11 protein-coding genes are annotated in these 14,223 nt (G+C 72.0%); 6 read left to right on the top strand and 5 right to left on the bottom strand.

The features are described 5' to 3' along the window. Positions 1-454: 454 nt before the first annotated feature. Positions 455-3,178, top strand: a complete 2,724-nt coding sequence (locus tag VMS22_14620) for a response regulator (GenBank protein ID HXJ35263.1) — start codon at positions 455-457, stop codon at positions 3,176-3,178. Positions 3,179-3,238: 60 nt separating this feature from the next. Then, the gene (locus tag VMS22_14615) at positions 3,239-4,192 is read left to right on the top strand and encodes a hypothetical protein (GenBank protein ID HXJ35262.1); all 954 of its coding nucleotides are present in this window, start codon (positions 3,239-3,241) and stop codon (positions 4,190-4,192) included. Positions 4,193-4,545: 353 nt separating this feature from the next. On the opposite strand, the gene VMS22_14610 is transcribed toward VMS22_14615, so the two are convergent. Both VMS22_14610 and VMS22_14605 read right to left on the bottom strand, forming a co-directional pair. Beyond that, positions 4,546-5,211 (bottom strand): alpha/beta family hydrolase, encoded by a 666-nt coding sequence (locus VMS22_14610; GenBank protein HXJ35261.1) that lies wholly within the window; start codon positions 5,209-5,211, stop codon positions 4,546-4,548. Beyond that, a complete protein-coding gene (locus VMS22_14605) occupies positions 5,208-5,678 on the bottom strand; it encodes a YetF domain-containing protein (GenBank protein HXJ35260.1) in 471 nt (156 codons plus the stop codon). Before VMS22_14605 ends, VMS22_14610 begins: the two co-directional genes overlap by 4 nt. Before the next feature lie 84 nt (positions 5,679-5,762). Between VMS22_14605 and coaE the strand changes: the two genes are divergently transcribed. Both coaE and VMS22_14595 read left to right on the top strand, forming a co-directional pair. Next, positions 5,763-6,365: a dephospho-CoA kinase gene (coaE, locus tag VMS22_14600; GenBank protein HXJ35259.1), complete on the top strand. Its 603-nt coding sequence runs from the start codon at positions 5,763-5,765 to the stop codon at positions 6,363-6,365. After that, positions 6,344-7,264: a hypothetical protein gene (locus tag VMS22_14595; protein ID HXJ35258.1), complete on the top strand. Its 921-nt coding sequence runs from the start codon at positions 6,344-6,346 to the stop codon at positions 7,262-7,264. The genes coaE and VMS22_14595 overlap by 22 nt, the downstream gene beginning before the upstream one ends. Positions 7,265-7,274: 10 nt before the next feature. Here the strand turns inward: VMS22_14595 and VMS22_14590 are convergent, their stop codons facing one another. Beyond that, on the bottom strand, positions 7,275-7,406 hold the full coding sequence (locus tag VMS22_14590; protein ID HXJ35257.1) for a hypothetical protein: 132 nt from the start codon (positions 7,404-7,406) through the stop codon (positions 7,275-7,277). Between the two features lie 25 nt (positions 7,407-7,431). Here VMS22_14590 and VMS22_14585 point away from each other — a divergent pair, with 25 nt between their 5' ends. Further along, positions 7,432-8,604: an MFS transporter gene (locus VMS22_14585; GenBank protein ID HXJ35256.1), complete on the top strand. Its 1,173-nt coding sequence runs from the start codon at positions 7,432-7,434 to the stop codon at positions 8,602-8,604. Between the two features lie 8 nt (positions 8,605-8,612). Next, the gene (locus VMS22_14580) at positions 8,613-10,019 is read left to right on the top strand and encodes a sigma-54 dependent transcriptional regulator (GenBank protein ID HXJ35255.1); all 1,407 of its coding nucleotides are present in this window, start codon (positions 8,613-8,615) and stop codon (positions 10,017-10,019) included. On the opposite strand, the gene VMS22_14575 is transcribed toward VMS22_14580, so the two are convergent. Together VMS22_14575 and VMS22_14570 are read right to left on the bottom strand one after the other, a co-directional pair. Beyond that, a complete protein-coding gene (locus tag VMS22_14575) occupies positions 9,987-12,407 on the bottom strand; it encodes an MMPL family transporter (protein HXJ35254.1) in 2,421 nt (806 codons plus the stop codon). The genes VMS22_14580 and VMS22_14575 overlap by 33 nt on opposite strands. A 232-nt stretch (positions 12,408-12,639) precedes the next feature. Then, positions 12,640-14,187, bottom strand: coding sequence for a hypothetical protein (locus VMS22_14570; GenBank protein HXJ35253.1), 1,548 nt, complete (start codon positions 14,185-14,187; stop codon positions 12,640-12,642). Positions 14,188-14,223 lie beyond the last annotated feature (36 nt).

Genomic DNA, 14,223 nt, shown 5'->3' with positions numbered 1-14,223 from the left:
GCCTGCGTCGCCAGGTCGGCCGCGGTGGGCTCGGCGAAACACGGCCGACCGAGCAGGAGCAGGCACACACCCAGCAGAGTGGCGCGCACGAGCAGGCGCTGGCGCATGTGAGGGCGGAATCATGCAAGACCGTCGCCGGGGAGTCAACGCGGGTCGGGCGAGGCCGGGAAAAGCTAGACCCGGCGAGACAAAATCGGCGCCGATACCGCCTCGAAGCGCCACATTGCTGACGCAAGCGAGCCGGATCACGTTCACTTTTCGCCAGCGGTGACGATCCGAAAGCGCTGATCCTCCGGCCCTGCGTCGGCCGATCGTCGGCACGGGGGTTGCTGCCTGTCCTCCGAGGCCCATGGCACTTTTCCGCAGGCACCGCCGTCATCGGTCCAACGACGCCTCGAAGGGGAACCGCCGGGAGACCCGCCCCAACCCGCCGACGACACCCCTGCTGGAGCAGTTGCGTGCCATCTCGGCTGCGGCGGCGGTCCCCGAGGACGCCCTCGAGCCGGCCCTGCGGGCCATCGTCGACTCGACCAGCGCAATCGCCGGGGCGCTGTGCCTCTTCGATCAGCGTCATCAGGTGCTGCGGCTCTCGGCCGAGGTGGGGTTGTCGGACGAGGGGTGCCGGAAGCTGCGGACGATCCGGCGTGCCGATCCGAGCTGCTGGGACATTCCTCTGCACGGCGTCGTCAACCGGCGCGCGTATCTGATCGAGAACGCGTCCCAGAACCGGTACGTTCCGCCGCTGCTCGGCAAGCAGGTCGCGATGCGCACCATCGCCTGCATCCCGGTGCACGTCGGGCTGACCCCGCTCGCCTCGGTGGTGCTGGTCACGACACCGCCGCGCGCGTTCGCCGAGCGCGACATCACGATGCTGTGGAAGCCGCTCCGCGAGCTCGCCGCCATGATCGAGCGAGTGCGGCGGCAGGCCGGACCGGGGGACACGCCGAGCGAAGCCGCGGCGCACGTCCCGCTCGACGTGCTCGCGCTCTCCGCCGAGCGCGATCGCCTGCGGGCGGAGCTGGCGGGTCGCGCCGCGGAGTTCGAGCGCCTCACCACCATGCTCGGGGCGAGCCGCGAGGAGATCGCGCGCATCAGTACGGCGCTCGACACGGCGGTCGCCGAGCGTGGGGAGATCGCGCGCGACCTCGAGCGGCTGCGGACCCAGACCGAGGAGACGAGCACCCTCGCGCAGGCGCTGGCGGAGGCGGAGCGCGAGCGGCAGCGGCTCGTCGAGTCGCTCGAGACGTCGGCGCGCGACGCCGAGGCGCGCGAAGCACGCGCAATCGCCCAGGCGCGCCGGGACGCGGAGAGCGCCGGGGCGGCGCGGGATGCCGAGTGGGAAGCGGCCCGGCGCACGCACACCGAGCAGCTCGCCGCGGCGGCACGCCTGGCCGAGGAGCGGGCGCACGAGATCGCGCGCCTGTCGGCGCGCGTCAGCGAGCTCGAGACGGGGGCGGTGGCGGAGCGGGGCGGCACGCATCGGCGCGACGGGGAGATTGCGCGCCTGACGGCCGCTCTCGAGGCCGCAGCGTCGCGGGAGACGGACCTCCGCGCGCGCCTGGCGGCCCGGGAGGCGGAGCGTCTCGCATCGTCGGACCCGGAGCTGGCGACGGCGCGGGAGGCGCTCGAGGCAGCCGAGGCCGCGCGGGCGCGTGCCGAGGAGCGCGCGGCGAGCGTCGATGCGGAGCTGGCGGTCGCCCGCAGCTCGGTCGACGAGTTGCAGGCGGAGCTCACGTCGGCGCGCGAGGAAGTGGCGCGGCTGCGCGAATCCGAGCGGACGGCGACGGCCGAGGCGGAGCGGCACTCGGCTTCGCTCACCGACGCGCAGAGCCACGAGGCCGAGCTGCGCGCCCGCCTCGAGGTCGCCGAGCGGGTTCTCAGCGACGTCACCGCCGAGCGGGACCGGGCGAACGAGGAGGCACGGGGACACCAGAGCGCGATCACGCACGTGGAGGTGCGGCTCGAGGCGATCGCGGCCGAGCGGGATCAGCTCCGCGAGGCGCTCGCGCGCAGCGAGGCCGAGTGCGCGCGCCTGCGCTCCGCGCTCGAGTCGGCGCGCTCGGAGGACGCCCGCGTGGAGTCGCTGCTGTCGCAGGAGCGCAACGAGCAGGCGCGGCTGGGCGAGCGCCTCGCCGAGGCAGAGGCCGCCGTCATCCGACTGGAGGCGATCTCCAACGAGCAGCGCAGCGAGCTCGCCGAGCGGGAAGCGGAGATCGTCCGCCTCACGGCCGACAACGCGCAGCTCCTGATCGAGCGCGATCAGCTCCTGTCCGACCGCGAGCACGTGACCGAAATCGCGGTCGACACCGTCGACCTCGAAGCCGCGGCGATCGTCGCGCCGGACGCCGCGACCGTGACCCGCACGGACGCCGTCACCGTGATCAACGTGCACGCGACCGAACCCGAGCCCGAGTTCGTCGCGACCGGCCAGCCGGTCGTGGTCGTCATCGACTCGGAACGCACGTGGAGCGGGATCGGCATCACCGGGCACGACGTCGCCGTCATCCGGCCGGGCGCGAACTCGGTGAGCAGCGTGACCGAGCTCTCGCCGGTTCGCATCATCGCGAACCTGGCGGCGCCGGGCGCGATCACGGCGCTGCTCGCCCTGCGAGCCGGCGGATCGACCACCCGCTTCTGGGGCTGCATCGCGGACGCCTCGAGCGATCGCGCGATCGCCCTCGGCGCGATCGAGCCGGTGGTCGGGCCGATCGATCCCGACGCCGTGGTGGCGGCCCTCGGCTCGTACGCCGGGCGCGACGGGCGCATCGTCACGACCGGCGCCGACGTCGACGCCCTCATGAGCCTGCGCCAGGCGCTGTCGCGCCGGCGCGCCTCGGTGTCGATGGCGTGGGACGCCAAGCAGGCGCGCGAGATGCTCGGTGTGGTGCGACCGCACGCGGTCGTCGTCGACATGAGCATGCCGAAGCGCGACGGCTGCGCGATCGTCTCGGCCCTGGCCGCGCTCGACCCGCTGCCGCTGGTCGTGCTCGTCGCCGGCCAGAACGACCCCGCGCTCGACTTCACGCAGCTCCTGGCCGATCCGCCTCGCGACACGCAGATCTCGCGCATCCGCGAGGTGGTGACGAAGCTGTCGAACTGCAGCGAGGAATCGCTGCCGCAGCTGGGTGCTCCTGCAAAGCCCGCGCAAAAGGTCGCGAACACGCGCTGGGTCGGGTAGCTCCGACGGTTTGACAGCCCGCGGACCAGCCCGTACCGTGCGCCGCAGCACGGAGCGGTGATGCTGGCGAGACGAGCGAGCCCGCAAGCACTTCTCGACGAGCTGCAGGCGGCGGAGGCGGCGGGGGCGGACGCCCTGGGCCATTGGCTGGCGACGTGCAGCGACCCCGCGCTGCGCGGTGGCCTGCGGGTGATCCAGGCGCGCGACGCGGCCCACGCACGGATGGCGCAGCGGCGCCTCGCGGCGCTCGGTGCGACGCCCCGGCAGGAGGTGAGCCGGCAGCTCGCGCAGCTCTGCGGCGTGCTCGCCGCCCCGGACGTGTCGAACCGATCGAAGCTGGCGATCCTCCTGTCCCGCTTCCCGTCGGAGAAGAGCGACCCCGTCTCGACCCTCCTGCACGAGCTCGACGACGACGAGACCCGCGCCCTCCTGGAGACGATCCGGGACGACGATCGCGCGAGCGTGCGCTGGCTCCACGACGTGGGCGCGATGCTCGGCACCGGCGAGGAACCCGCGCTGCCGTCGCCAACCGCGTCGCTGCTGCGCTTTCTCGATGCCTATCGCGCCGCCGAGGAAGCCGGGGCCGCGGTGATCGGCGCGTGGGGCGGCGTGTGTGCCCTCCCCGGTCTGCGTGGCGGCCTCGATACGATCGCCGAGCGCGAGGCGACCCATGCGGCGCTGCTCGCCGCGCGCCTCGAGGAGCTGGGCGGCGTCGTGCTGATGAACCTGCGCGACGACGTGCTCGACGCCGCGCACGCGCAGCTCGCCTCGCGCGACGTTCCCGATGAGGAGAAGCTCGCGACGGTCCTGGCGCGCTTCGCGGACGACGATCTCGTGGCGCGCCCCGTGCGCGAGGTCGCCGACGCCCTCGACGACGACCCGGAGACGCGCGAGATGCTGCGCGTGATCGCGGCCGGCGAGGCCGCGACGTTCTCGTGGCTGCGGTCCTACCGGCGCGCGATGAGCGAACAGCCGCGCGGCGTCTCGCTGCGCGTGCTGGACGGAGGACGGTAGAAATCCGCCCCGAGCTACAGCTCGGGGCGGGAGAGGACGCGAGGGTGGAGCGGGGGTGGTACGCGCGACCGGTATGCCGCGGCCAGCGAAGCTGGCGCGGCACCCGAGGCACGCACGCCGCGGCGCTCGGTCCGCTCGCGCCCACACCATCTCGGGCACCTGACGCGCATCCGGCTCGATGACCCATCGCCAGGGTGGGCGAGGGCGCCGGGTGGGTGCGGGCGATCTCCGCAGCGCGGTGGGCGGCAGTGCGGCGGAGCGGGGGTGCGCGAGGACCGTGAGCCCGCACCCACCCGGCGCCCTCGCCCGCCCGCGCATGAAGGGCTCGCCGGAGGCGGTTCGGGTGGCGCGGATCAGCGCGTGTGCGTCACCCAGCGCCCGATGACCTCGGCGACGTCCGCCAGCACCTGGGCATCGGTGCGGCCGGTGCGCTTGGGGACGTGGAAGCCGTGGTCGGCGTCAGGGATCGCGTGCAGGGTGGCGGCCGGGAGGTGCGAGAGCACGCCTTCGAGGAGATCCCATTGCGCGAAGGTGTCGCGGGTGCCCTGCACGAAGAGCATGGGCGGAACGATCTTCGCCAGGTGGGCCGCGCGGCTCGTGCCGGGTTTGCCCGGCGGGTGTAGCGGAAACGCCAGGAAGACGAGCCCGTCGACGGCCGTGCCGGCGGCGGCGACGTGGGAGGCGACGCGGCCACCCAGCGAGCGCCCGCCGATCGCAAACGGGCGCGGCGCGCCGGCGCGGACGGCGTCGATCACGGCCGTGTACGCCGCGACCAGAACGGGCATCCGGTCCGGCGCGCTCGGCCGGCCGCGCGCGCGGTACGGAAAGTTGAACGTCACGGCGACGAGCCCTGCCGTCGCGAGGAGGCCCTGCAAGCGTACCAGCGCCGGATGATCCATGTCGGCGCCGGCGCCATGCGCGAGGACGAGCGTGCCGCGCGGCGGCGTCGCCCGGGGCGGCGCGACGACGCGAACGGGCAGCACCGTCCCGTCCGGCAACGCGACGCGATCGACGCTCATGTCGTGTGCATCGCGCCGGCCGTGATCCGCCCCGTGCTCTCGAGCATCGCGAAGCGCGCCTCGGTGACGTGCGGAATGCCCGCTTCGCGTAGCGCGGCGCGAAGCTCGGCGTGGGTCACGAGCTCCTTGCGCATCGCGGCCTCGTCGATCTTCCCGTCGTGGACGAGGCGCGTCGCCTCGCCTTCGATCAGGCGCTCCAAGCGACGGCTCTTGAACGTGAGCCAGGCGAGCGCGCCGTTCATGACGAAGATCGTGAGCGCGCCGATGACGCCGCCGGTCACCGAATTGTCCGGGCCGATCATGGCGTTCTGGAGCACGTTGCTGATGATCAGGAGCACGACGAGGTCGAACGGCGTCAGCTGGCCCACCTGGCGCTTGCCGGAGATCCGGAACGCGACCAACAGGAAGAGGTAGCCGATGGCGCCGCGCGCGACACGCTCGAGCACCGAGACTTCGGGAACCCACATGTGCGATGTCCTCCCGCCGCCGTGCGTAGCAGAGAAGCCGCGCTGCCTCGACTTGCGGGGTCGATTGCGGTAGCGACGGCCGCGATGACGAACGGCCCGCTGATCGGGCTCACCGGTGGAATCGGGTCGGGCAAGAGCACCGTGGCGACCATCCTCGCCGACCTCGGCGCGCACGTGATCGACGCCGACAAGATCGGGCACGAGGTCTATCTGCCCGGCACCGAAGGCTGGGAGCGCGTCGTCGGAGCCTTCGGGCGCGGGATCGTCGCACCCGACGGCACCATCGACCGCAAGCAGCTCGGGGCGCGCGTCTTCGCCGATCCGGCGGCGCTCCGACGCCTCAACGCGCTCGTCCATCCGCTGATCGGCGAGGAGATCCGGCGGCGCATCGCGGCGGCCCGGGCGAATGCCGACGGCCGTCCGATCGTGGTCGAGGCCGCGATCATGCTGGAGGCCGGGTGGCGCTTCTTCGACCGGATCTGGGTGGTCGTGGTCGAGCGCGACACGGCCGTCGTGCGCTGCACGGCGTCGCGCGCGCTCACCCGCGAGGACGTCGAGCGGCGGATCGACGCCCAGATGTCGAACGCGGAGCGCCGTCAGGCCGCCGACCTCGTCATCGACAACAACGGATCGCTCGCCGAGCTGCGGGCGCAGGTGGAGAAGGCATGGCACGCATTGCGGGCGTGATGGGCGTCGTCGCCGTCCTCGGGATCCCGGCCGCGTTCGCGGCGAATCCGTGCGACGAAGGGCGTGAGCGCACGGGGATCGGCGTGGCGGTACGCGACGGCGTGCTCGTCGTCGATGCGGTCGACGCCGGCTCGGCGGGCGCGACCACGAGCGCCCGCGCCGGCGACCTCGTGCTGCAGGTGAACGGCGTCGTGCCGCGCTCGTGCGCCGAGTACGCCCGCGCGGTTCGGGACGCGCGCGACGGCGACAAGGCGCTCCTCCTGCTCGTCGGGCGTGCCGACGGCGAGGTGGCGCTGGCGCTCGGGCGCCGCACGTGGGGCGGACCGGGAGGCGCACCCGCAGCCGTCGCCATCCTGCCGACGCCCGCCGTCGCGGCGCGCCGCCCCCCTCTCCCGGAAGCGCCACCGCCCTTCCCGCCCGACGTCGCGGTGTCGGTCGACTCGGTCGTGACCGACCTGGGCGCCCTCGTGGGGCAGACGCGCGCCGGGCTCGGACGCTATCGCGAGGCGGTGACGAATGCGCGCCGCGGTGTCGAGACCCTCGCCGTGCGCAAGGACGCGACGCCCGAGACCATCACGACCCTGCGTCGCGTGGCGCGCCTGCACGAGGTGGCGGTCATCGCGTGGGGCGACATGGACAAGATCCGCGAGCGCAACGGAATCCCGCAGCGGCTTCCCATCCCCGATGCGATGACGGCGCCGTTCTTCTCGGGATCGCCCGAAGAGCAGGCGATCGACGAGTTCGAGTTCCTGCGCGAGACGGTGGCTTCCGAGCCGAGCGGGGGCCGCTTCAGCGAATCGTCCGGCGAGTGGCGCCCGACGGTGGCGCGACGGCTCGCGTGGGAGCAGGCGGGCGGAACGCTGGGCGGCGTGGCGTCGACGCTCGCGACGGCGCCGTAGGGGGGCCGGCTCAGCCCCGGCCGCTCTTGCGGGTGGCGCGCTCCTTGCGCACTTCCTTCGCGCGCTCGCGGGCGGTGACCTTGCGCCGTTCCTTCCGGCGCTTGCGCCGGCGTCGAATCTCCCGCTGACGTTCGGATCCCATCGGGGGCCATGTATATTGCACCGCCGTGGGCGGCAAGTCGGATGCGAAGCTTCTCTCACCCGCCTTCGTCCGCCTGACGGTCGCGAACTTCTGCTTCTTCCTCACGTTCGCGTCCTTCTTCCTGCTGCCGCTCCACGTGCGCGCGCTCGGCGGAACGGAGCGGACCGTCGGCTTCGTCATGGGAACGAACGGGGTCGCGGGCCTCGTGAGCCTCTTCCTGCTGGGACCCGTGCTCGACCGCTTCGACCTGCGCTTGTTCCTGCGCGGCGGCCTCGCGCTCATGGCCAGCGCGACGCTCGGCTTCCTGTTCATCGACCGCATCGGCGTCGCGCTCTTCGCGCTCCGCGTCGCGCAGGGATTCGCGTTCGCGGCCGGCTACAACGCCGCGTCGACGCTCGCGGTCGAGCTCGCCCCCACGGGCCGGCGCGCGGCGGCGCTCGGTCTGTTCGGGGTCTCGACGCTCGGCACGCACGCGCTCGCACCGGCGATCGGCGAGGGTCTCGTCCATCTGGGGGGCTTCCGGCTCCTGTTCCTCGTCGCCGCGGCGTACTCCGCGGTGGGCCTGCTCCTCACGATCGGCCTGCCGCCGACCGTCGGACATGCCGCCGCTCGTCCCGCCCCGCTGATCCTCGGCGAGACGCTCGTCGCGACCATCGCCACGACGGCCCTCATGGGCTTCGCGTTCGGCACCGTCATCACGTTCGCGCCCACCTTCGTGCACGACGCGCATCTCGGCTCGGTCTCGACGTTCTTCCTCAGCTACACGGCGGCGGCGATCGGCACGCGCTTCGGCGCGGCCGGTATCGGCGACACCCTCGGTCACCGGCGCGTGGTCATGCCGGCCCTCGCCGTGCTCGGCGGCGCGATCGCCGGGCTCGCCACCGTCCACAGCGCGGTGACCCTGGCCGCGGTCGGCGTCGTGTTCGGAACCGCGCAGGGCATCGTCTACCCGACGTTGAACGCGTTCACGATCGACCAGGCCGCGCCCGGGCAGTTCGGCCGCGTCCAGACCCTGTTCAACGGCTGCTTCAACCTGGGCGTGACGACCGGCGCGTTCGCGCTCGGCGCCGTGGCCGACGCCTGGGGGCACCGCGTCGTGTTCCTGTGCGCGGGCGCCGTCGCGGGGCTGGCGCTCGGGCTCTTCATCGTCGGGACGCGCGACCCCGCGCTTGACAGAGCCGGGAGCGCGAGCGGATAGGACGCCGCGTGACGCTGGACTATCGCAGCGTGCCGATCCTCGTCGTCGACGACGAGCCCGACATCCTCGCCTCGTTCGAGTTCAGCTACGGCGACGAGTTCACGGTGCTGAAGGCGACGGGCGGCGTCAAGGCGCTCGAGATCCTCGCCAGCGACGACGTGGGCGTGATCGTCGCCGATCAGCGCATGCCCGGCATGGACGGCGCCGAGTTCCTCGAGCGGTCGATGGAGATCCGCCCCGACGCGATCCGGATCGTGCTGACCGGCTACACCGACGTCGATGCGCTGGTGCGAACCGTCAACCGCAGCCGCATCTACCGCTACCTGAGCAAGCCCTGGGACGACGAGGAGATGCGCTCGGCCCTCGCGCGCGCCGTCGAGCTCTGCCACCTGACGCGGGAGAACGCGCGCCTGGTCGAGGAGCTGCGCCGCGCCAACGAGCGCCTGGCGGCGGAGAACGCGTATCTCCGCGACGCCCGTCCCGATGCCGGCCGCATCGTCGGCGACAGCCCGCCGATGCGCGAGGTGATGGCCCTCGTCGCGAAGGTGGCGCCCGCCCCCACGACCGTGCTCCTCGAGGGCGAGACGGGAACGGGCAAGGAGCTGGTGGCGCGCGCGATCCATGCCGCGAGCCCGCGCAAGGAGCGCCTGTTCGTCGCGGTCAACTGCGCCGCCCTGTCCGAGGGGATCCTCGAGAGCGAGCTCTTCGGACACCGCAAGGGCGCGTTCACCGGCGCGCTCGCCGACAAGAAGGGCCTGTTCGAGGTCGCCGACGGCGGGACGCTGTTCCTCGACGAGATCTCCGAGACGAGCCAGTCGCTCCAGGCGAAGCTCCTCCGCGTGCTGCAGGAGGGCGAGATCCGGCCGGTCGGCGACACGCGCGATCGCAAGGTCGACGTGCGGATCATCGCCGCGACCAACCGCAAGATCGACGAGGAGCTGAAGGCGGGGCGGTTCCGCGAGGACCTCTTCTATCGCCTGAAGGTGTTCCCGATCCGGCTGCCGCCGCTGCGCGACCGCATGGAAGACCTGCCGGCGCTCGCGAGCCACCTCGTGCGCCGGCTCGCCGCGCAGGTCGGCAAGGACGCGCGCGACCCGACGCCGGAGGCGCTGGCCGCGCTGCAACGCTACGCGTTTCCCGGCAACGTACGCGAGCTCGAGAACGAGCTCGAGCGCGCCATCCTGCTCGCCGAGCCCGGCGCGCCGATCACCGAGGACCTCCTGTCCGACCACGTCACTTCGACGCCCGTGCCCGGTGCGCCGCCGAGCGTCCTGCAGTCGCGCACCGACGGCTTCGAGCGCGAGCAGATCCTCGACGCGATCGAGCGTGCGGGCGGCGTCAAGACGAAAGCCGCCGAGGCGCTCGGGATCACGTATCGCGGGCTACTGAAGAAGATGCGGCGGCTCGGCCTCTGAGCCGGCCTCGCCCAGGGCCGTCGCGGGCTGCGGTACCGGCACGATCGGCAGCCTCGGTACGATCCCCTCGCCGATGCCGAGGAAGCGCGGCCGCAGCACCTCGACCAGCGCCGGGAGCAGGATGAGCGCGCTGGTCGACGAGACGACCATCGCGACGGCGATGAGCGCGCCCATGCGCACGTAGTACGAGAACCCGGACAGGCACAGCGTCGCGTAGCCGGCCGCGATGGCCGACGACACGAACAGCACGGCCTTTCCCGACGTCATGAGGGCGCGGCGGAGCGCGGTGTCGAGCACCGGCTCGTGCGTCAGCTCCTCGCGCAGGCGGAAGAGGAAGTAGATCGCGTAGTCGGCACCAATGCCGACGGCGAGCGCGGCGATGGTGGAGGTATTGGTATCGAGCGCGAGGCCGAAGAGCCCCATGAGCCCGAAGTTCACGGCGAGCGTCAACGCGAGCGGCGTCGCGACCAGGATGCCGCCGACCACCGAGCGCAGCAGCAGCCCGGCGACCACGACGATGATGACGGCGATCTGCGCGATGTTGCGCGCCTTGCCCTCGACCATCGACTGCGTCGCCGCCGACATGTTGGCGAGCGAGCCCGTGTAGCGCACGCGGTAGCCGGGCGGGAACGTCGTGCGGACGACGTCCTCGGCGACCTTCACCAGCCGCTCGCCGTCCCGCGTGCTGTCCTCGCGGGTGAGGAAGCGGACCTTCGCCGTGTCGTGCGCGGGCGTGAGCAGCGTATCGAGGCTCTCGCCGCCGCCCGAGATCGAGTACAGGAAGAGGTACTGCGCGACGAGGGCGCGCTTGGCCGGCAGATCGCCGGCGTCCGGGCGGTCGGCGTTGAGCGTCTGGTGCATCGTGCGCAGGAAGTCGACGTAGGACATGCCGGATCCGACGCCGGGCTCGGCGCGCAGGCGGCGCTCGAGCCCGTCGATCGCCTGCACGATCGCGGGCTCCTCCATGCTGCCCTCGCCCGGCCCTTCGACGAGCGCGATGAAGGTGTTGGTTCCGGCCAGGGTCGCGTTCGCGCGCGCATCGCCGATCTGCACCGGATCGGTCGCGCCGAGCACGCGGCGATAGCTCATGTCGATGCGCACGCGCAGGGCGAGGACGAGACACACGGCCACCAGCAACGCCGAGGCGACGAGCGTGCGCCGCGCCGCGCGCCCCGTCGTGAGCCGGCCGCAGGTGCGCAGGAAGGCGTCCATCCACGGATGCGCCTCCGCTTCACGCTCGCGCTCGCGCGCGGCGGGCGGGGGCAGCATGGCGCGGAGCGCGGGGATGCCGAAGAGCTCGATCACGAGCGCGGACACGATGCCGAACGCCGTGAGCAGACCGAAGGTGCGGATGCTGGCGAGGGCGAACGTCGCGAGCGAGCAGAACGACAGCGCGGCGACGACCCCCGCCGCGAGCATGACCGGCCCCACTCGCCGCATCGCCTCGACGATGGCCTCCTCCACGTCGCGCGTGCGGTCGTACTCCTCGTAGAAACGCTTCAGCACCTGGACGGCGTGTCCGGCGGCGATGGCGAGGATCAGGATCGGGGTCGCGATGTTCGCCGGATCGAGCGCGATGCCGGTGAGCCCCATCAGCCCGAGCGCCCACACGACGGCCATGAGGGCGGTCACGAGCGGCAGGACGAGACCCTGCACGGTGCGGAACGCGTGGTAGTGGACGAGGCCGATCACGAGCAGCGCCAGCGGGAAGAACAGGAGCGTGCGCGCCGTCAGCTGCGTCATACGCGCGGCGTAGACGACGATGCCGGAGTACGTGGTGTCGAACGTCCCGTCGTCGTTGGCGGCGACGGCATCCTGGACGGCGCGATAGAGGCTCACCCAGTCGGGCGTCTTCTCGGTGAGGTCGAAGCTCGCCTGGATGCTCGCCGCGGTCTCGTCCTTCGAGACGAGCGTTCCGACGTACATGTCGTGGGCGAAGACGCGCTTCCGCACCGCCTCGGCGCCGGCGGCGTCGGTCGGCGGCGTCTCCATCACCGGCTCGACCTCGATGCCGTCGGCGGTGCCGCGGATGTCCTTCACGTGGTCCGCCGCGATGCTCTGGACGAGCGCGCGGTTCACGCCGGGGACCTTCTCGATCTGCGCCGTGACGTTGGCGACCGTCTTCAAGAACGCGGGCGTGAAGACCTTGCCGTCGTGGGGGAAGAGCCCGACCACGATGAGGCTCTTGTCGCCGAAGATCCGGTAGAGGTCGTTCAGCGTCTGGATGTACGGATGCTCCTGAGGCACCAGGTGGTCGGGGTTGGCCTCGATGTGGAGCGATCGCGCCGAGCGCGCGAGGAAGGCCGTCAGCAGGACGAGGGCTGCAAGTACCATCCATCGCCGCCGGATCACGAAGCGCGTCGAGCGGGCGATGGCGTCTGCCAACATGTTGGAAGTCCTACGAAGTTGCGGCCTTGCCCGACGTCGGCGCCGGGGCGTCTCTCTCCTCCCAAAGGGGCGACGCGGCCGCAAGCGCAGGTGGCATGGCGTCGGTCAACCCCGCTGGTTGCCCTATTTGGAGCAACCAGCATACCCGACGTTCGCGCCCGTCTGCTCGTGCTTCGATAGGAACGAGCGTTCCGATCGAGCCGGTGACGCGAACGCCCGGACCTTTCGAGCATCAGAAGATGTAGCGTGCTTCCATGACGAACTCGTCGTTGGCGTGGTACTGGCCGATCACCGAATCCTCGGGTCCCCCGATCCCGAGGTAGCCGAAGCGAAAGCGCCAGTTGTCGCCGTAGCGATAGGTCACGCGCGGAAAGACGAACCACGCTCCCCGCTCGATGGCGTACACGCCGCGCATCTCGACCTCGAGCGTGTCCTGCAGGAAGCGCCGGCGGATCGATCCCAGCAGCCGGGTCTCGGGATCCGACAGCAGCTCCTCGGGTCCCGAGTCGGTGAAGACCACCTGGTTCACCTGGAGGAGCGGCAGGAAGCCGTTCACCAGGTAGTCGACCCCGACGCCCCACTCGACGCTGTCGCGATCGGGGAAGAGCTCGCCGATCGGCACGGGCGTATGACCCTGGAGCACCAGGGCGGGGCCGTACTGCTTCACCTTCTTCGGCTTGAGCACGTTGTCGATGAGCTGGCTCGTGATGCGGAGGTACGGACGGTTCTGGAACACCGCGACCTCGCCCCGCAGCGTCGCGCCGCCGAGGACCGTCGACATGTCGGCGCCCGTCATGTGGACCGTGTCGTGCGACTGCCGGAGATACGTCGTGGCGGTCACCGGGAACCGGTGGTTCGCGAGGTTCGCGATGCAGTTGCGGCAGAACGCGTGCGTGATGAGCCGCGCGTCGGGGCCGGTCTCCGGACCGGTGTAGTGCGAGATGCTCCAGTCGACGGTGCGGAACGTCCCGGACAGACGAAAGGCGCCGCCGCCGGCGTTGAAGGCGACCGGCGGGCGGTGGTTCAGCGTCCGGAAGGTGAGCGGGATGTTCACGGGCCCGTCCAGCTCGATCGGCGGCGCGCCCGGAACCGTCGCCTGCAGCACGCCGTTGAGGAGCTGCTCGGCCCGGCGCTCCGGAATGGTGGGGATGCCCGCACGGACCGACGGCGGGAACCACCGCTCTTCGGCGAGAGGGAGGCGTGGCGGAACGGCGAGCGGAATGTACGCGACGCTCGCGCGCAGCTCGCTCAGATCCATCGAGGGTAGCGCCGGCAGGAAGTACGTCGCCAGCACGGCCGGGATGCCGATCTTGCTCTCCTCGAAGTCGCGCACGAACGGGTCGTGGAGGTCGCGCGGCGTCAGGATGTCGGTCGGCGGGACGCCGTCGAGCTTCCCCCACGCGAACTTCTGGATGCCGGCGCGGACCTGCAGGTTGCCCTCGCGCAGCTCGGCGTAAGCCTCGTTGAACTCGAGCGACGGCGTGCGGTTCTGGAACTCGTGGTCCAGGTTCATGATGCCCGGATGCCCGCCCTCGAACGGCCCACCGATGCGATTGCGGAGCGTGAGCTGCAGCCGCAGCGCTTTGGAGGGCCGGGCCTGGAAGCGCAGCTCGGTGATGGCCTGCGGGCGCTGGCGCGGACCGCCAAGCGCGCCGATCGCGAGGCCGTCGACGTAGCCCGAGGCGTCGACGTGCGTCTCGGTGCCCGGAACCCGCAGATCGATGGCGCCGGCGATGCGTGTCGTCGCGAGCAGCAAGCAGACGACGACCGTGCGGGTCACGGGCGAGCTTCATAGGGGCCCGCCGCGCTCGGCGTC

Source organism: Candidatus Eisenbacteria bacterium, from assembly GCA_035577985.1.
Taxonomy (GTDB): domain Bacteria; phylum Desulfobacterota; class Binatia; order DP-6; family DP-6; genus DATJZY01.
Note: the sequence above shows the minus strand (reverse complement) of the source record. Positions and strands in the feature narration are given on the sequence as shown.